The 19,011-nt window shown below is 73.6% G+C and carries 10 protein-coding genes, 1 tRNA gene and 1 pseudogene; 8 read left to right on the top strand and 4 right to left on the bottom strand.

Features of this window, described 5'->3' with window-relative positions:
- The coding region (locus H7A69_RS07565) for a PD-(D/E)XK nuclease family protein (protein ID WP_220456210.1) at nucleotides 1-2,176 on the top strand (2,176 nt) is incomplete at its 5' end.
- A complete protein-coding gene (locus H7A69_RS07560) occupies nucleotides 2,173-5,427 on the top strand; it encodes an ATP-dependent DNA helicase (protein ID WP_182046497.1) in 3,255 nt (1,084 codons plus the stop codon). The genes H7A69_RS07565 and H7A69_RS07560, both read left to right, overlap by 4 nt.
- A gap of 130 nt (nucleotides 5,428-5,557) precedes the next feature.
- Here H7A69_RS07560 and H7A69_RS07555 read toward each other — a convergent pair whose 3' ends face one another.
- Nucleotides 5,558-6,556 carry a phosphotransferase gene (locus tag H7A69_RS07555; protein WP_182046496.1) on the bottom strand — a complete coding sequence of 333 codons (999 nt, stop codon included), beginning with the start codon at nucleotides 6,554-6,556 and terminating at the stop codon, nucleotides 5,558-5,560.
- Between the two features lie 130 nt (nucleotides 6,557-6,686).
- On the opposite strand from H7A69_RS07555, the gene nudC reads away from it, so the two are divergent.
- Together nudC and H7A69_RS07545 are read left to right on the top strand one after the other, a co-directional pair.
- Nucleotides 6,687-7,622 (top strand): NAD(+) diphosphatase, encoded by a 936-nt coding sequence (nudC, locus tag H7A69_RS07550; RefSeq protein WP_182046495.1) that lies wholly within the window; start codon nucleotides 6,687-6,689, stop codon nucleotides 7,620-7,622.
- Nucleotides 7,619-9,361: an ATP-dependent helicase gene (locus H7A69_RS07545; RefSeq protein WP_182046494.1), complete on the top strand. Its 1,743-nt coding sequence runs from the start codon at nucleotides 7,619-7,621 to the stop codon at nucleotides 9,359-9,361. Before nudC ends, H7A69_RS07545 begins: the two co-directional genes overlap by 4 nt.
- Here the strand turns inward: H7A69_RS07545 and H7A69_RS07540 are convergent.
- Nucleotides 9,252-10,109 carry a TOMM precursor leader peptide-binding protein gene (locus H7A69_RS07540; protein WP_182046493.1) on the bottom strand — a complete coding sequence of 286 codons (858 nt, stop codon included), beginning with the start codon at nucleotides 10,107-10,109 and terminating at the stop codon, nucleotides 9,252-9,254. The two genes, H7A69_RS07545 and H7A69_RS07540, sit on opposite strands and share 110 nt — an antisense overlap.
- Nucleotides 10,110-10,169: 60 nt before the next feature.
- Nucleotides 10,170-11,584: pseudogene (locus H7A69_RS07535) on the bottom strand (zinc-dependent metalloprotease).
- Nucleotides 11,585-11,709: 125 nt separating this feature from the next.
- Between H7A69_RS07535 and H7A69_RS07530 the strand changes: the two are divergent.
- The 4 genes from H7A69_RS07530 (at nucleotide 11,710) to H7A69_RS07515 (ending at nucleotide 17,103) form a co-directional block, all read left to right on the top strand.
- The gene (locus H7A69_RS07530; RefSeq protein WP_182046492.1) at nucleotides 11,710-12,819 is read left to right on the top strand and encodes a PDZ domain-containing protein; all 1,110 of its coding nucleotides are present in this window, start codon (nucleotides 11,710-11,712) and stop codon (nucleotides 12,817-12,819) included.
- A gap of 270 nt (nucleotides 12,820-13,089) precedes the next feature.
- Nucleotides 13,090-16,074 (top strand): UPF0182 family protein, encoded by a 2,985-nt coding sequence (locus H7A69_RS07525; protein ID WP_182046491.1) that lies wholly within the window; start codon nucleotides 13,090-13,092, stop codon nucleotides 16,072-16,074.
- 63 nt (nucleotides 16,075-16,137) lie between these two features.
- Nucleotides 16,138-16,214, top strand: a tRNA-Met gene (locus H7A69_RS07520).
- Between the two features lie 73 nt (nucleotides 16,215-16,287).
- Nucleotides 16,288-17,103 (top strand): carbon-nitrogen hydrolase family protein, encoded by an 816-nt coding sequence (locus tag H7A69_RS07515; RefSeq protein ID WP_182046490.1) that lies wholly within the window; start codon nucleotides 16,288-16,290, stop codon nucleotides 17,101-17,103.
- Nucleotides 17,104-17,685: 582 nt separating this feature from the next.
- Here the strand turns inward: H7A69_RS07515 and H7A69_RS07510 are convergent.
- Nucleotides 17,686-18,888, bottom strand: a complete 1,203-nt coding sequence (locus H7A69_RS07510; RefSeq protein ID WP_182046489.1) for an aminotransferase class I/II-fold pyridoxal phosphate-dependent enzyme — start codon at nucleotides 18,886-18,888, stop codon at nucleotides 17,686-17,688.
- Between the last annotated feature and the right edge of the window lie 123 nt (nucleotides 18,889-19,011).

Raw genomic sequence — 19,011 nt, 5'->3', positions numbered from 1 at the left:
CCTCGTGAGCGCCGTGACCGCGCGCATCGGTGCCGCCGCAGCGGGCCGGCAGCGCACGGCGGCGGCCTCGGCGACCGACGCCAGGAGCGACGCCGTGCTGCACCTCGAGGCGGCGAGCCGGTCGGCCCTGGTCGTCGCCGTCGCCCGTCGCCTGCGGGAGCACCGGTTGCTCGACGGCGTGCCCTGGCACCGGATGGCGGTCGTGACGCGCAGCGGCGCGGCGATCCCCGAGCTGGTCCGCGCGCTGTCCGTCGCCGAGGTCCCCGCCACGGCCGGCGCCGCCCCGATCCGACCGCGGGACGACGGTGCCGCGCGGGCGCTCCTCGACGCGGCCGGCGTGGCACTCGGCGTCGTGGCGCTCGACGCCGACCTCGCGACGTCGTTCGTGACGGGGCCGCTCGGTGGCCTCGACACCCTCGCCATTCGACGACTCCGGCTGGCCCTGCGCCGTGAGGAGCTCGCCGGCGGCGGCACGCGCACGGCCGACGAGCTGCTGGTCGAGGCGCTCGGCGCGCCCGAACGGCTCGCGACGATCGATGCGGGGTTCGCGCGCCGGGCGACCCGGCTCGCCCGGAGCCTGGTCCGCGCGCACGCCGACGCCGCCGCGGACGCGAGCATCGAGGAGATCCTCTGGGGGCTCTGGGAGCGCAGCGGCCTGGCGACCACGTGGGGCGGGCAGTCGGCGGCCGGTGGGGTCGGCGCCGCCGAGGCCGACCGGCACCTCGACGCGGTCGTCGGGCTGTTCACCGCGGCGAAGCGCTTCGTGGAACGCACCCCGGACGCCCCCGCCCGCGTGTTCGTCGACGACCTGCTCGGGGCCGACCTGCCCGAGGACTCGATCGGACCTGACCGGACGGCCGGCCGCGTCCGGGTGCTGACGCCGTCGGCCACCATCGGGCTCGAGTGCGACGTCGTCGTCGTGCTCGGGCTGCAGGACGGGGTGTGGCCGAACACGCGGGTGCGCGGGAGCCTCCTCGACCCGGACGGCCTGGTCCGCGCGGCCGCGGGCGTCGAGCACGGCCCGGTTGACGACCGGGCGGCGGTGGTCGCCGACGAGCTGCGCCTGTTCGCGCGGGCCGTGTCGCGCGCGACGACGCAGGTGGTGATCGGCACCGTCGCCAACGACGACGAGGCACCGTCGCCCTTCGTCCGGCTCGTCCCCGTGCCGCCCGACCGGCAACCGACCGTGCACCCCCTGTCCCTGCGTGGTCTGGCCGGGTCGCTGCGCCGTCGCGTCGTGACCTCGGGGGACCACGAGGCCGCCTCGGCACTCGCACGCCTGGCCGACGCCGACGTCCCCGGGGCGTCTCCCGACGAGTGGTACGGCACCGCCGCACCGACGACGGACGCCCCGCTCGTCGACCTCGACGCCCCGCCGGCACCGGAGCACGAGGGCGGCGAACCCGTGCCGCCGACGGTCGCGGTGTCGCCGTCGCGCATCGGCACCTTCGAGGAGTGCCCGGTGCACTGGTTCGCGCAGACCTTCGGCGGCGGGGCGCCGAGCCCGGCGATGGGCATCGGGACGATCGTGCACGAGGCGATGGAGCACGCGACCACGGTCGACGTCGAGTCCCTGTGGGAGCACGTCGAGGGCCGCTGGGACGAGCTCACGTTCGAGTCGCCGTGGGTGGCCGACCGTGAGCGCGCCCGGACCCGCCGCATGATCGAGGGGCTGAGCGACTACCTCCGGACGTTCGCGAGCGCCGGGCGGCGGCTGCTCGGCGCGGAGACCTCGTTCGCGCTCGTGACCGGACCGGCGCGGATGCGGGGCAGCATCGACCGCATCGAGGTCGACCCCGACGGCCGGGTCAGCGTCGTCGACCTGAAGACCGGGCGCTCGATGCCGAGCGAGAAGAACGACATGCCGGAGCACCCGCAGCTCGGCGCGTACCAGCTCGCGGTCGAGGACGGCGCGGTCGAGGGCGTGCCCGCGGGGTCGTCGATGGGGGACGCCCGGCTCGTCTTCGTGCAGAACCCGCGGAGTGGTCGCGCCTTCTCGGAGCGGACCCAGCACGCCTTCGACGACGAGGCCCGCGAGGCGTACCGCGCCCGCCTCCACGGCGTCGCCCGGGGCATGGCCGGACGGACCTTCCTCGCGAACGTCGACGACCACTGCGACCGGGCACGCACCGGGGTCGAGTGCCGCATCCACGTGGTGGGCGAGGTGACGTGGTGACGACCGGCACCGAGCACGAGACCGAGCGGCCGGCGGCGGCGGACCCCTCGGCAGGCGCTTCCGCGCAGCACGACGCCGACGCGATCGCCGACGCCCTCGGCCGACCCCGCCCGACCGCGCAGCAGCGCGCCGTCATCGAGTCGCCGCTCGCCCCCGCACTCGTCGTCGCCGGCGCCGGCAGCGGGAAGACCGAGACGATGGCCTCCCGCGTCGTCTGGCTGCTCGCGAACGGGTTCGTCCGACCTGCTGAGGTGCTCGGCCTGACCTTCACCCGCAAGGCCGCCGGCGAGCTGTCGGTCCGCATCAACGACCGGATCCGTGCGCTCGAGGACGTCGGCCTGCTCGCCGCGGGCGACGCGTTCGAGGCGCCGACGGTGTCGACGTACAACGCCTTCGCGAACGCGGTCTTCCGCGAGAACGCGCTGCTCGTCGGACGCGACGGCGAGTCGCAGGTGCTCACCGAACCGTCCGCCTGGCAGCTGGCGCGCCGCGTGGTCGTCGCCGCGCGCGACGACCGGTTGGCCGGGCTCGACCGTGACGTCGACACCGTCACCGCAGCGGTGGTCTCCCTCGCGGGCGCGGTGTCCGAGCACCTCGTCGACCCCGCGGACCTGCGGCGCTTCGCGATCGACTTCGCGAGCCTGCTCGAGCTGCCCGGGAACGCCCGGGGCAACCCCTACAAGACGGTCACGGACGCGGTCGCGGCGATCGGTGCCCTCGAACCGCTCGTCGACCTGGTCGAGGAGTTCCGTCGGCAGAAGGTCGACCGCGGCTTCGTGGAGTTCTCCGACCAGATCGCCCTCGCGCTCGCCGCCGCCGAGTCCGCGCCGCGCGTGGTCGACGACCTGCGGCACCGGTTCCGTGTCGTGCTGCTCGACGAGTACCAGGACACCTCGGTGGTCCAGACCCGGTTCCTGGCGCGGCTGTTCCGCGGACACCCGGTGATGGCCGTCGGCGACCCGCACCAGTCGATCTACGGCTTCCGCGGTGCGAGCGCCGCGAACCTCGCACGCTTCCCGCGGGACTTCGGCGACGCGGACCCCGCACCGGTCACGTTCGCCCTGTCCACGAGCTGGCGGAACCCGGTCGACGTGCTCGCCGGGGCGAACGCCGTCGTCGATCCGCTCTCCGCCGCGTCGGAGGTCGCCGTCGAGCGCCTGTCCCCGCGGCCGGGCGCGGACCGCGGCACCGTCACGGCGGTGTTCCCGGAGACCCTGCCGGAGGAGGCCGAGGGCGTCGCCCGGTGGTTCGCCGAGCGCCGTGCCGCGACGCCCGACGGCTCGATGGCGCTGCTGCTGCGCTCGCGGAAGGACCTGTCGGCGTTCACCGCCGCGCTCGCCGCGCAGCGCGTGCCGTTCCACGTCCTCGGCACCGGCGGCCTGCTGCAGCGGCCGGAGATCGTCGACCTGGTCGCGTGCCTGCGCGTGCTGCACGACCCGTCCGCGGGCAACGACCTGATCCGCCTGCTCGCGGGCGCCCGGTGGCGCGTGGGCGCGGCGGACGTCGTCGCACTGCACGAGCTCGCGCGGTGGTTGTTCAAGCGGGACCACACGCAGCAGCGGCTCGACGACGAGGTGACCGCGGCCTTCCGGGCGTCGGTCGCGGCCGGGGAGCACGGCTCGATCGTCGACGCGCTCGACTTCGTCGCGACGGCCCCGGACGAGCACGGTGCCCTCGAGGGCATCAGCCCCGCTGGTCGGCAGCGCATGCGTGCCCTCGGGCAGCAGCTCGCCGCGCTCCGCTCCCGGGCCTCGGGGGACCTCGTCGACTTCGTCACCCTCGTCGTGCAGGAGATGCGGCTCGACGTCGAGGTCGCCGCGCACGAGCAGGGCAGTGCCGCCTTCCTCGACGCCTTCGTCGACGAGCTCGCGGGCTTCGCGGCCACCGACGACCGGGCGGACCTCGGTGCCTTCCTCGGCTGGATCGACGCAGCTGCCCGGCGCGACGACATGGGCCCGCGGTCCGAGGAGCCCGAGGCCGGCACGGTGCAGGTCCTGACCATCCACGGGTCGAAGGGCCTGGAGTGGGACGCCGTCGCGGTCCCGCGGCTCGTCGAGGGTGCGCTCCCGGCACGACCGCAGGAGGGCTCGTCCGGCTGGCTGGGCTTCGGCCGGCTGCCCTACGAGTTCCGCGGCGACGCCGAGGAACTGCCGCAGCTCGCCTGGCGGGGGAACGCGGACCAGAAGGGCGTGGTCGACGCGATCGACGCCTACAAGGAGCAGGTGCGCTCCCGCAACGAGGACGAGGAACGTCGGCTCACGTACGTCGCGCTCACCCGGGCCCGGCACGACCTGCTCGTCTCCGGGTCCTGGTGGGCCGGCGGCGTGAAGCCGACCGAGCCGAGCCGGTACCTGCGCGACCTGGTCGAGGCCGGGATCGTCGACCCCGAGGCGGTGCCCGACCGTACCGTGCACGAGGAGGACCCGCTCGGTGAGGACGGCGCGACCCAGACCTGGCCGCACGTGCCCTTCGGGCAGCGCGGCGCCCGGGTGCTCGCCGCCGCCGACCGGGTGCGGAACGCGAACCCCGGCGCGGCCGGTCGGTTCGCGGCCGAGATCGACCTGCTGCTCGCCGAGCGGCAGGCGCGTCGGTCCGCCCGGCACGCCGTGGCGGTCCCGCACCGGGTCCCGGCCTCCGGCTTCAAGGACTACCTGGCGGAGCCCGGCGCCGTCGCCGAGCGCCTGCGGCGTCCCATGCCCGAGCGCCCCTACCGGGCCACCCGGCTCGGCACGCTGTTCCACCGGTGGGTGGAGCAGCGCGCGGGGAGCGGCGGGTCCCTCGAGACGCTGGACCTGTGGGACGGCGAGCGCGACCTCGACGCGGACGAGGCGGTCGACGCCTCCGCGGACGCGGCCGTGACCGACGACGACGCCCGACGGCTCGCGGCCTTCCAGGCGACGTTCGCCCGGTCGCGCTGGGCCGGTCGGACGCCGATCGAGGTCGAGCGCGAGATCCACATCCCGTTCCTCGGCCACAGCATCGTCTGCAAGCTCGACGCCGTGTACGAGATCGACGGCCGGGCCGAGGTCGTCGACTGGAAGACGGGGAAGGCGCCGAGCGGCGCGGACGACCTGGCCGCGCGGCAGCTCCAGCTCGCGCTCTACCGCGTCGCGTACGCGGAGTTCACCGGTCGCCCGCTCGACGAGGTCGACGCGGTGTTCTACTTCGTCGCCGACGACCTCGAGGTCCGCCCGACCGAGCTGCTCGACCGCGCCGGTCTCGAGCGCGCGTGGCGGGACGCCGTCGGCTGAGCCGACAGCGGACGGGAGGCGCGTGGCCGGCCCGCCCCGCGCCTCCCGTCCGAGAGCCGGTCGGCTGCGCGGTCGCGACGCGCCGCGCGCGGTCGGGCCGTGTCGAGCGCGGTGCGCTCAGCGGGCCGGGTCAGCCGTGGCGGCGTTCGGTCGACGACAGCAGCTGTTCGACCTCGCCGATCTCCATCGTCTCGGGGGAGACCGACTGCAGCGGCGCCGCCGTCGGCGTCTGCACCGCGTCGACGAGGCGGTGCATCATCGCGACGGCGTCGTCGACGACCTCGGTGCTCTTCGCCTGCACGCCGTGCAGCAGCCACTGCGCGGTCTCGAGCTCGTGGTACACCCGGGCGCGCTGGGCGAGCTGGCGGTCACGCCCGCCGCCGTTCGCCTCGTACGCGCTGAGGACGGTGTCGAACGCCTCGCGCTGCCCGGCGAGCACCCACGCGAGGTCCTTCGCGGGGTCGCCGAGCCGGAGCTCGCCCCAGTCGAGGACACCGCTGACGGCGTCGCCGTCGACCAGGAGCACCCCGGTGCCGAGTGCGCCGTGCACGACGGTCGGCGTGAACTGCCAGAGCTGCTGGTCGCGCGCAGCGCCCTCCCAGCGCTCGACGAGCGCGGCGGGCACGAGCTTGGTCGCGACCGCACGGTCCATGACGGACACGGCGGAGCGCAGCACCTCGAACGGGGTGAGGGAGGGCAGGCCGGCGTCCGTGACGAAGCTCGTCGGCAGCTGGTGCACGGCGGCGACGGCGCGGCCCACGGCGGTGGCGAGCTCCGGGCGCTCCCCGAGGTCGCGGAGCGTCGGGTGCGCACCGTGCACGTAGGTCGTGACGATGGCGCGCGTCGACCCGACGGGTGCCTGGCCGCGGTACTCGGCCACCGCGAAGGGGAGCCGGGTGCGGATGCCGGCGCTCAGGGCGCGGATCGCGACGAGGTCGGCCGACTGCCGGGCCTCGGCGCGCTGGTTGCGCGGTCGGCGGATGGCGCTCAGTGCGCCGTCGGCGTCGCGGAGGACGGCCGACTCGTAGTCACCGGACGCGGCCGAGCCGAGTGTGCGTGTGCCCGTGACGACCATGCCGGGAACGGCCGTCGTCGCCAACGCGGCTAGAGTGAACTGGGATCCCGCCATGTCCTCAGGGTAGGTCCGCGTCCGGGGGCCGAGCGCACGCCACGCTGGCCCGTCGAGCCCCGGAACGGTCCACGGGGTCCCGCCGGACGACAGCCGGAGACCCTGTCCCGACCGCAAGGAGCGCCCTGCCGTGACCGTCGAGTTCGCCGCAAGGCTCCCGCTGTCCCGCAACGAACTCGACCGTGACGCGGAGTTCCGGACCACGCCGGACCTCGAGCGCGTCCTCCGGGACGACCCCTCGACGCGGTGGCTGCCGGTGCGCGGCGCCGACCTGCTCCGCGAACCGGACGGTGCGCTCCGCTTCGTCGACGTCACGGCCGTCCCCGAGGACGCCGTGGTGCTGTACCTCGGCCGTGCGGTCGCGGACGCCCCGGACGCCCCCGCCGGGACGCGCTTCGTCGCCGCGCTGCTCGACGCGGCCGCGGCCGCGGCGATCGAGCCCGACGACGACGCGTGGGCGAGCCTCCGCATGTTCGGCACCGAGCTGTCCGCACGCGACCAGGGCCTCGCGGTCGAGGCCGTGGCGATGGCCAACTGGCACGCCGTGCACGGGTTCTCGCCGCGGACCGGCTCGCCCTCGGCGGTCGTCAGCGGCGGGTGGGTCCGCCGCGACCCGGAGGGGCACGAGATCTTCCCGCGCACGGACGCGGCGATCATCGTCGGCGTGACCGACGCGGACGACCGCATCCTGCTCGGCTCGAACGCGGCGTGGGACGCCGACCGGTACTCGCTGCTCGCCGGGTTCGTCGAGCCGGGGGAGTCCCTCGAGGACGCCGTGCGACGCGAGGTCTGGGAGGAGTCCGGCGTCCGCGTCGAGGAACCCGAGTACCTCGGATCGCAGCCCTGGCCGTTCCCCGCCTCGCTCATGCTGGGCTTCCGTGCGCGTGCCCTGGACGGCGACCCGTCGACGGTCCGCCCGGACGGGGTCGAGATCCTCGACGTCCGGTGGTTCTCGCGCGACGAGGTCCGCGAACGCGCCGGTGACACCCTGCTGCTGCCCGGCCGGACGTCCATCGCCCGCGCCATCATCGAGGAGTGGTACGGCGGGCCGCTCGACCTGCCGTGACCGACGGACGCCCCGCCCCGGTGCGGCCGCCCTCGCCCGACGAGCTCCTTTCCGCGCTCGACGCCGAGCAGCAGACCGTCGCCCGCACCCTGCTCGGTCCGGTCGCGGTCCTCGCCGGCGCCGGGACCGGCAAGACGCGGGCGATCACGCACCGCATCGCGTACGGGGTGGCGACCGGCACCTACTCGCCGAACCACGTCCTCGCGCTGACCTTCACCACGCGCGCCGCGGGTGAGCTGCGCTCCCGGCTGCGCGCCCTCGGTGCGGGCACCGTGCAGGCCCGGACCTTCCACGCCGCCGCGATGGCGCAGCTCAGCTACTTCTGGCCGGACACCGTCGGCGGGCACGCACCGCGGATCGTCGAGTCCAAGGGCCGGGTCATCGCGCACGCGGCCGACACCGTGGGGATCCACGTCGACACCCCGGTCCTGCGCGACCTGGCGGCCGAGGTGGAGTGGCGCAAGGTGCAGATGCTCACGTACGACGAGTACGAGGCCGCCGCCGTCGACCGGGTGATGCCGCGGGACACCCCGGCGCGACGCGTCGTCGACCTCATGCGCGCCTACGAGCAGCTCAAGGACGACCGGCGGCAGCTCGACTTCGAGGACGTCCTGCTCGCCACGCTCGGGATGGTCGAGTCGGAGCCGCGCGTGGCATCGTACGTGCGGCAGCAGTACCGGTTCTTCGTCGTCGACGAGTACCAGGACGTCTCACCCGTCCAGCACGACCTGCTCCGTGCGTGGCTGGGCGGTCGCGACGACGTGTGCGTGGTCGGTGACGCCAGCCAGACGATCTACTCGTTCGCCGGGGCCTCGAGCCGGTACCTGCTCGGCTTCGGCTCGGAGTTCCCGCGGGGATCGGTGCTGCGGCTCGAGCGGAACTACCGGTCCACGCGGGAGGTCGTCCACGCGGCGAACACCCTCATGCGCGGGCAGCCGGGCGCGCTCGACCTCGTCGCGCAGACGGCCGAGCCGGGGCCTGCGCCCGAGGTCCTGGCGTGCGTGCACGACGGGGACGAGGCCCAGACCGTGGCACGGCGCATCGGCGAGCTCGTCGCGGGCGGCGCCCGGTTCGGCGAGTGCGCCGTGCTGTACCGCGTCGGGGCGCAGGCGGCCGCGCTCGAGTCCGCGCTCGGTCGTGCCGGGATCCCGTACCGCGTGCAGGGCGGCACCCGCTTCTTCGACCGGCCCGAGGTCAAGCTCGCGGTGCACCACATGCGCGGCGAGGCGGTCCGGCAGACGGACGACGAGCTCACCCGACGCGTCGGGCTCGTGCTGCAGCTGAGCGGCTGGACCCCCACCCCGCCCGACGGCACGGGCGCCGTCCGCGACCAGTGGGAGGCGCTGCAGGCGATCATGGGCCTGGCCGAGGCATCGCCCGAGGGCACGACGATGCAGCAGTTCGCACAGGACCTCGTGGACCGTGCGGCGACCCACCACGAGCCGGAACTCGACGCGGTCACGCTCGCCACGCTGCACTCGTCGAAGGGCCTGGAGTGGCCGCACGTCCTGGTGGTCGGTGCCGCCGAGGGGCTGCTGCCGATCTCGCACGCGTCCACCGACGACGAGGTCGACGAGGAACGGCGGCTCTTCTACGTGGGCCTCACCCGCGCACGCCGGTCCGTCACCGTCACGTGGTCGCGACAGGGTTCCACGCGAGGGGGTGCCCGGGCCCCGAGCCGGTTCCTGGCAGCGCTCGACACGCACACCGCGGGTGCGGAGCCACCGGCAGCAGGCTGACGGACAGGTCGTCGCGGTCGAACACGACCTGGTCCGTCCCCGGCTCCTGCGTCGTGCTCGGCAGCCGCTGCACGAGCATCCGGGTGGCGGCGGACGCGAGCGCGGCCAGCCGCCACGGTGACAGCGGCGCTGCCGGTCGACCCCAGACCTGCGCGGCGAGTGCCGGCCACGCCGGGTCGGCGTCGACGCGTGCGTACTCGACGCACTGCAGGCACGGGCCCTCGCCGGGCACGAGCACCGGACCGAGGCGCACCCGGCCGTCGCCGACGACGAGTGCGAGGTGCGGCGTCCCGCGACGTGCCCAGGCCGCGCGGAGGGCCGGGTCGACGACGTGGTCGGCGACCACGAGCGCGAGGGACGGCGGCGGGTCGGGGAGCACCACCGGACCGCCACGCGGCGCGGCGGTCCTGGCGACGGTGACGCCCTCGCCGGAGAGCAGCTCCGCCACCGTGTCGGCGAGGGCGCCCGGCCCGTGCACCTCGACCCGTGCGAGCGGTTCGGGCAGCACCTCGACCACGGCGGGGGAGGCGTCGCCGAGGATCCGCGCGGCGACCTCCGGGCGGCACCCGGTCGTCGCGGCGAGTGCGGTCAGCGCGTCACGGCTCGTCTCCCGTCGGAGTGCGCAGAGGAACCGTTCCTCGGCCGTGGACGGCACCGGGACGACGGCACGCGGCGGGTCGACGCCGAGCTGCACGGTCCCCGGGTCGCGCCAGACGAACTCGAGCGTGGGGTCGATGCGGATGCCCATGTCCCCACCGTGACGGAACGGCCGGCCCCGAGGGGACCGGCCGTCGCCATCTGTGGAGAACTACTTGGGCGAGTCCCCGTCGCCGTCCCGGGTGCCGCCGTCCTCCGGACCGCCTGCTTCGTCGATCCCACCCGCCTCGTCCTCGCGCGGACGGTCGCCGGTCGTGTCGTTGAGCAGGTCCTCGAGCGCCCGGTCGAACGCGTCGTCCTCGGCGGACCGGCCCGGGTTGCGGAGCCGCAGGACGAAGGCCTCCGGGTCGTCGACGTCCTCGGAGGTCGGGACGGCGTCGAAGTGCGCCCACAGGGCGTCGCGCTCCTCGGCACCGAGCTCGTCCGTGACCCGCTGCCAGAGCGCGGCGGCCTCCCGGAGGCGGCGGGGCCGCAGCTCGAGCCCGACCAGCGTCGCGAACGCGGACTCGGCGGGGCTCCGGCGGCGCGGCGGCGACGGACCATCTCGGCGATGGCGTCGGACCGCGGCAGGCGGACGGTCGCGGCGGCGGTGACGGTGTCGACCCAGCCCTCGACGAGCGCGAGCATCGTCTCGAGGCGGCCGAGCGCGGCCTCCTGCTCCGCGGTGCGCGGCGGGATGAGCGCACCCGACGCCAGTGCGTCGCGGAGCTGCTCCTGGTTCGTCGGGTCGATCTCCGACGCGAGCTCCTCGACCCGGTCGAACGGGATGTGGATGCCCCGCGCGTAGTCGGTGATCGACGAGATGATGTGCAGCCGGAGCCACTTCGCCGACCGGAAGAGCCGCGCGTGCGCGAGCTCCCGGACCGCCAGGTAGATGCGGACCTCGTCCGCGGGGACGTCGAGGCCCTCGGCGAACTCGGCGACGTTCTGCGGCAGGAGCACCGCGACCTGCTCGTCGAGGAGCGGGACGCCGACGTCGCCGCCCGAGACGACCTCCTTCGCGAGCTGTCCGACGACCTGGCCGAGCTGGACCGCGAACAGGGCACCGCCCACGCCGCGCATCGCCTTCGAGACGTCGCCGAGCATGGCCTTGAGCTGCTCCGGCGCGCGCTGGTCGATCGCCTCGGTGAGGGCGTTCGCGATGCTCAGCGCCACCGGCTCGGCGATCTGCGCCCACACCGGGGTGGTCGCGCGCGCCCACTGCTCGCGCGTCCAGATGCTCGGCGTCGCCGTGAGCTCGGGGACCGAGGTCGCCTCGTCGAGCCACAGCGCAGCCACCTGGAAGGCCTGCCCGGCGGCCTGCGAGGTCGCCGGGTCCACCGGGTGGCCGCCGTCGCGGGCGATCGCGGTCGCGCGCTCCGACGCGACCGAGAAGTCGATGCCGTCCCCGCCGGACTGCGCGGCCCGCTGCAGCTGACTCATGAGGTTCGCCACGAACGCCGGGTCGTTCGGCAGGCCGGCCGCGCCCGCGAGCTGCGACGGGTCGATCTGTCCCTCTCCGGAGAGCAGCTTGCGCAGCATCTCCTGGAAGTCGTCGTCCGGACCCCGCTGCGGTTCATCAGGCATGCCGACTACGCTAATCGCTGCTCACGGGACCGCGCCTGGGATGCCCCCGTGGGGTCGCCCGAACCGCTGCGCCGAGGGCGAACAGCCCGTGCACGCGCGGGCGCCCACCCCGTGGAAGGACGTCCGTGACCCTCTTCGCCCCTGCGCCCCGTCGCCGCTCCCGTTCGCGCACCGTCGGGTGGGCGTTCGTCATCGGGGCCGTGGTGCTCGGGCTCCTGGCGAGCTTCCTGCCGAGCCCGTACCTCATCGAGGTGCCGGGTCCGGTGTACAACACCATCGGCACCCAGCGGCAGGGGCAGGGCAAGGACGCGAAGGACGTCGAGCTCATCCAGATCGACGGCGCGCGGACGTACCCGACCGCGGGTGCGCTCGACATGCTCACCGTCGGGATCCAGGGCGACGCGACGAACCGGCCGTCGTGGACGAGCGTCATCCGGGCACTGTTCTCGCGCTCCGAGGCCGTCATCCCGGCCAGCGCGGTCTACCCGGAGGGCACCACGACCGAGCAGGTGAACCAGCAGGACGCCGCGGACATGCAGTCGTCGCAGCAGTCGGCCGTCGCCGCCGCGCTCATCCACCAGGGCGAGGACCTGCCCACCCGGCTCGAGGTCGGCTCGGTGCAGGATGGGTCCGCCGCGGACGGCGTCCTCCGGAAGGGCGACGTCATCACGGCCTTCGACGGGCACCAGCTCACCACGAACGTCGACGCCGGCTCGCTGCGGGCGGCGGTGGCGGACCACGGGACCTCGTCCCCGGCGGCGGTCACCGTCGAGCGCGACGGCACGAGCCGGACCGTCGAGGTCACCCCGCGCGAGGAGCAGGGCACCGCACTGCTCGGCGTCGGCGTCACCGAGCACTACGAGTTCCCCTTCGAGGTCAAGATCGCCCTGCAGGACGTCGGCGGTCCGTCCGCGGGCATGATGTTCGCGCTCGGGATCATCGACGAGCTCACGCCGGGCGAGCTGAACGGCGGCGAGCACGTCGCCGGGACCGGCACCATCACGGCCGACGGCGAGGTCGGACCGATCGGTGGCATCCGCCAGAAGCTGTACGGCGCGAAGGACGCCGGCGCGACCGTCTTCCTCGCACCCGCCGAGAACTGCGACGAGGTCGTCGGTCACGTCCCCGACGGGCTCGACGTCTACAAGGTCGCGACGCTGGACCAGGCGGTCACCGACCTGCAGACCATCGCGTCGGGGAAGAGCACCGCCGGTCTCGCGCGCTGCACGTCGTAGCACTGCACGTCGTCGGACCGGCCATCCGGTCCCCGCGACGTGCGCGCACGTCGCGATCCGCGCCTCCCGTCCGGACGGCCTGGAGGCACGGGTCACCTTCCTGAGTCCCCGCACAGCTTGGCTGTCGGCGGGGACCCGTAGGATCGGTGCACTGACGGCCCGCCGCGCCGGGCCCGCCGGTCCGACACGTCTGGAGCACATCAAGTGACGACAACCTCGTCCACCTCGGGTCCCTCTCCTTCTGGGCGGCGCTCGCCGCGGGTCCCGATCGTGGTCACGATCATCGTGCTGGCCGCACTGGTGATCGGCTTCTTCATCTTCGCCAGCCTGTACACCGACTACGCGTGGTTCGCGCAGCTCGGCTTCCAGCAGGTCCTCACCACGAGGTGGGTCGCGAGCACCCTGATGTTCGTGGCCGGGTTCCTCGGCATGGCCGTCCCGGTGTACGTGAGCATCGCGCTCGCGTACCGGTTCCGTCCCGTCTACGCCAAGCTCAACTCGCAGCTCGACCGCTACCAGCAGGTCATCGAGCCGCTGCGCCGGGCCGTCGTGATCGGCATCCCGGTGGTGCTCGGCCTCTTCGCCGGGCTCGCGACCGCCGGTCGGTGGAGCATGGTCCTCGAGTACTTCAACCGGACGTCGTTCGGCAAGAAGGACCCGCAGTTCGGTCTGGACATCGGCTTCTACGTCTTCGAGCTGCCCTTCTGGCGCTCGATCGTTGCGTACTCGTCGGCCGTCGTCCTCCTCGCCGGCATCGCCGCGCTCGCCGCGACCTACCTCTACGGAGCGCTCCGCTTCGGCGGGCGCGAGGTCCGCATCTCGCGGGCGGCGCGCATCCAGCTGGCCGTCACGGCAGCCGTCTACGTCGCGCTCCAGGCCGTCAGCCTCTGGCTCGACCAGTACGCCGCGCTGACGAAGGACAACCCGCTCATCACCGGTGCGCAGTACACCGACGTCAACGCGGTGATCCCCGGGCGCGAGATCATGGCGGGCATCGCCGCCATCGTCGCGATCCTCTTCATCGTGACCGCGGTCATCGGCCGCTGGCGCATCTCGATCGTCGGCACCGGCCTGCTGCTGGTCGCCGCCATCGTCATCGGCGGGATCTACCCCTGGATCGTGCAACGCATCCAGGTCAAGCCCTCCGAGCGCACCTACGAGTCCGCGTTCATCGAGCGCAACATCAAGGCCACGCGCGACGCCTACGGGGTGAGCGGGGTGCAGGAGCAGAACTACGACGCCACCACCGAGGTCACCTCGGGGGCGCTCGCGCAGGACGCGCAGACCACGGCGAACATCCGCCTGATCGACCCGAAGATCGTCCCCGACACCTTCAGCCAGCTGCAGCAGTACCGGCAGTACTACCAGTTCCCGCGGGAGCTCGACGTCGACCGGTACGACGTGGACGGGCAGACCGAGGACACGGTGATCGCGGTCCGCGACATCGACCTCGAGGGCCTCAGCGCCCAGGCGAACACGCAGTACAACCGCACGTTCGTCTACACGCACGGCTTCGGCGTCACCGCCGCCTACGGCAACCAGCGCGCGAGCGACGGCAAGCCGGTGTTCCTCGAGTCGGGCATCCCGGCGAACGGCGCCCTCGGCGACTACCAGCAGCGCGTGTACTTCGGCGAGTCCTCGCCGCCCTACTCGATCGTCGGCGGCCCCGAGGGGACGAAGAACGTCGAGCTCGACTACCCGGCCGGTTCGGACGACAGCGACGGCGGGAACGCCACGACGACGTACCAGGGCAACGGCGGACCGAGCCTCGGCGGGTTCTTCAACCGGCTCGTCTACGCGGCGAAGTTCCAGTCCGAGCAGATCCTGCTCTCCGACGCCGTCAACCGCGACTCGCAGATCCTCTACGACCGCGACCCGATCCAGCGTGTGCAGAAGGTCGCGCCCTACCTGAAGCTCGACGGCGACGCCTACCCGGCGATCGTCGACCACCGCATCCAGTGGATCGTGGACGGCTACACGACGAGCGACGCGTACCCGTACTCGCAGAGCCAGAGCATGTCGGACAGTGTCAACGGCACGGACTCCTCGGCGTTCCGCACCGACCAGGTGAACTACATCCGCAACTCGGTGAAGGCCACCGTCGACGCGTACACGGGCAAGGTCACGCTCTACGCGTGGGACACCCAGGACCCGGTGCTGAAGACCTGGCAGAAGATCTTCCCCGGCACGACGGAGCCGGTGTCGCAGATGAGTGCCGAGCTGCTCGACCACGTGCGCTACCCGACCGACCTGTTCAAGGTGCAGCGGTCCATCCTCGGCACGTACCACGTGACCAACGCGAACTCGTTCTACTCGGGTGACGACGCGTGGAACACGCCGCAGGAGACCACGACGGGCACGACCGAGAGCGACACCGACTCGACGGCGGACAACGTCTCGCAGACGACGACCAACGCGCTCGGCACCCAGACCACGGCGACGCAGGGCAACCTGCAGGACCCGTACTACCTGACCATGAAGGTCCCGGGGCAGGACACCGCGTACTCGCTCTACACGACCTACATCCCGCAGCAGTCGGCCGGGGCGAACAACCGCAACGTGCTCACCGGGTACCTGGCGGTCGACTCGGACGCCGGTGGTGCCGGCAAGGGCGAGAAGGGTGCCAACTACGGCAAGCTCACGCTCCTGACGATGCCGAAGACCGACAACATCCCGGGTCCGGCGCAGGTGCAGAGCCTCTTCAACGGTGACACCACCGTGTCGCAGGAGCTGAACATCCTGAAGCGGGGCAACTCGACGGTGAAGCAGGGCAACCTGCTGACCCTGCCGGTCGGTGGCGGCTTCCTCTACGTGCAGCCCGTCTACGTGCAGTCGACGTCGAGCGGGTCCTACCCGCTGCTGCAGAAGGTGCTCGTGGCCTTCGGCGACAAGATCGCGTTCGAGGACACCCTCGACCAGGCACTGAACAGCCTGTTCGACGGTGACTCCGGCGCGGCTGCCGGCGACCAGGGCGCTGCGGACGGTTCCGGCTCGGGGTCCACGGACTCCGGATCCGACACGTCCGACGGCGGCTCCTCGAGCGGATCCACCGGTGGGACCTCGGGTGGCGCGAGCGGCGGCTCGTCGAGCGGCACCGCGAACCAGGCGCTGCAGAAGGCGCTGAACGACGCCAAGAGCGCGCTCGACGACCGCCAGCAGGCGTACGCGGACAACGACCTGGTCGCCGCTGCCGAGGCGGACGAGCGCCTGCAGCGGGCGATCCAAGCCGCCACCGAAGCCGACAGCGGCAACTGACACGCCGTGGCGGGGCACTCGATTTGTGCCCCGCCACGGGCGTGTGTAGATTGTAAGACGTGCCGCGGGGTGGAGCAGTTCGGTAGCTCGCTGGGCTCATAACCCAGAGGTCGTAGGTTCAAATCCTGCCCCCGCAACCAAGCGTCACCAGAAGGCCCCGGTCCACTCGGACCGGGGCCTTCGTCGTGTGCGGCGCCCGGGTACGCTCACCGGATGGGCACCCTCACGATCGCCGCCGCGCAGTTCGCCCCCGTCGACGACACCCTCGCGAACCTCGGAACCGTCCGGTCCGCCGCCGAGGACGCTGCCGCCCGTGGCGCCGACCTGCTGGTCACACCCGAGTACACGTCGTGGTTCGCCGCGGAGATGGACGACCGGTTCGTCGCAGCAGCGGAACCGCTCGACGGGCCGTTCGTGTCCGGGCTGCGAGAGGTGGCTCGGACGGTCGGCATCGCGCTCGTGGTCGGTGTCGCCGAGACGGCCGACGTGCCGGGACGGTTCCGCAACACCCTCGTGGCCGTGCTGCCCGACGGGTCGATCGCCGCGACCTACCGGAAGGTGCACCTGTACGACGCGTTCGGGGCGCGGGAGTCCGACCGGATCGAGTCCGGCTCGGTCGACCAGGTCCCCGTCTTCGAGCTCGGCGGGGTGCGGATCGGGCTGGAGACCTGCTACGACCTGCGCTTCCCCGAGGTGACCCGACGGCTCGCAGCTCCGGAGACCGGCGGCGCCGACGTCGTCGTCCTGCCGGCCGAGTGGGTCCGCGGTCCGGGCAAGGAGCACCACTGGCGCACGCTGCTCACCGCGCGGGCGATCGAGAACACCGTCTGGGTGGTCGGCGTCGGCCAGACCGGTCCGGTGGGGATCGGTGGGTCCGTCGTCGTCGATCCGTCGGGCGTCGCGGTGGCGGCAGCCGGTGCTGCTCCGGGCCTGCTGGTGGCGACGATCGACACCGCGACGACCGAGGGGGTCCGTGCGGTCAACCCGTCCCTGGCGCTCCGGCGCTTCGACGTGGTGCCGCGGGGCTGAGTCCCGGCCGGGGCGGCCACGGTCCGGTGCCCCGACGGCTCTCCGGTGCGCCGGGGTGCGCGGGCCGGGCGGCGAGCGGGCGGAAGAGGCACCAGGGCGTCGGCGATGGCGCACGTCCCGCCCGTTCGTGCAGTCGGGTGCTCCCGTTGCGGTGACCCTCCTCGCGTCCGGCGCGCGAGCGGGCGGAATCGGCACCGGACGCCCCGACGGGGTGAAGGATGCGCCCGCTCGTGCCCGCGGGCGGAGCGCTGTGTCGGCGAGCGGGCGGTTCAGGAGCTGCCGGAGCTCGACGCGCACCCGGTTCGCCCGCTCGGAGGCATGACCGTCCGGGTCGGGACACCGCGGCCACCGCGGCCGACGCAGCGGAGCGGTCGCGGGCTTCCGCGAGCGGGCGGTATTCGTCGTCAGCGACCGGTCACCGGCGCAGGATCCGCCCGCTCGACGCGGACACGGGTCCGGACAGGAGCGCTGCGCGACCGGCACGCACGGTGACCGGGACGCAGCCGGTCAGCACGCAGCCGGTCGGGACGCAGCCGGTCGGCACGCAGCCGGTCAGCACGCAGCCGGTCGGGGCGCGGCGGCTCAGCGCGCGGGTGCGAGTGCCTCGAGGCGCGTCGCCGCCTCGGCGAGCACGCTCCGCCGCTTGCAGAACGCGAACCGGACGAGGGACCGGTAGCCCGACGCGTGTTCCGGCCGGACGAACGCGGAGACCGGGACGCCGACCACGCCGGCGAGCTCCGGGAGGCGGAGGCAGAAGGCCCGGGCGTCCTCGTGGCCGAGGGGCGCGGTGTCGGCGATGACGAAGTAGCCGCCGTCCGGGCGCAGCACGTCGAACCCGGCGGACCGGAGGCCGGCGGCGAGCAGGTCGTGCTTGGCGGACAGGTCCTGCGCGATGCCGTGGAAGACCTCGTCCGGCAGTCGGAGTCCGACGGCGACGGCGGGCTGGAACGGAGCGCCGTTCACGAACGTCAGGTACTGCTTCACCGACACGATCGCCTCGACGAGCGCGGGTGCGGCGGTGAGCCAGCCGATCTTCCAGCCCGTGGTGCTGAAGGTTTTGCCAGCGCTCGAGATCGTCACGGTCCGCTCGGCGGCTCCCGGGAGCGTCGCGATCGGCACGTGCGGCGTGGCGAAGGTCAGGTGCTCGTACACCTCGTCCGTGACGATGAGCGCGTCGTACCGCTCGGCGAGCTCGACGACGGTGGCCAGGACCTCGCGGGGGAGCACCCGGCCGGTGGGGTTGTGCGGCGTGTTCACCAGGACGACCCGGGTCCGGTCGGAGAACGCGGCGCGCAGCGTGTCCTCGTCGGGCAGGAAGTCCGGTGCGGTGAGCGGCACCGTGACGTGCGTGCCCCCGGCGAGCCGGATGAGCGCACCGTACGCGTCGTAGAAGGGCTCGAAGGTGACGACCTCGTCCCCGGGTTCGACGAAGGCGAGCAGCGTGGCGGCGAGGGCCTCGGTCGCGCCGGCGGTGACGAGGACCTCGCGCTCGGGGTCGACGTCGATCCCGTACCAGTGCGCCTGGTGCTCGGCGACGGCGGCGCGGAGCCCCGGGGTGCCCCGGCCGGGTGGGTACTGGTTGACGCCCTGCCGGATGGCCTCGACGGCCGCGTCGAGCACGACGGCGGGGCCGTCCTCGTCGGGGAAGCCCTGTCCGAGGTTCACGGCGCCGGTGGCAGCGGCCAGGGCGCTCATCTCGGCGAACACGGTCGGGGCGGGGACGCCGTCCGGGCCGAGCAGCATGGCCCCCTCGGCGGCTCGCAGCCACGGTCCGGTGCGGTGCATGGGTCCTCCGTGCGCTCGACGTCGCGGTCCTTCCCAACCTAGCGCTCGGGCGGCACCGAGCCCGGGAGCCTCCCACAGCCGACGCATAAGATCGCCATAGGTCGCTTGCAGCCCCAGCAGGAG

Source organism: Curtobacterium sp. ME26 (assembly GCF_903970945.1).
Lineage (GTDB): Bacteria > Actinomycetota > Actinomycetes > Actinomycetales > Microbacteriaceae > Curtobacterium > Curtobacterium citri.
The sequence above is the reverse complement of the archived record's forward strand: the minus strand, read 5'-3'. Positions and strand labels throughout refer to the sequence as shown.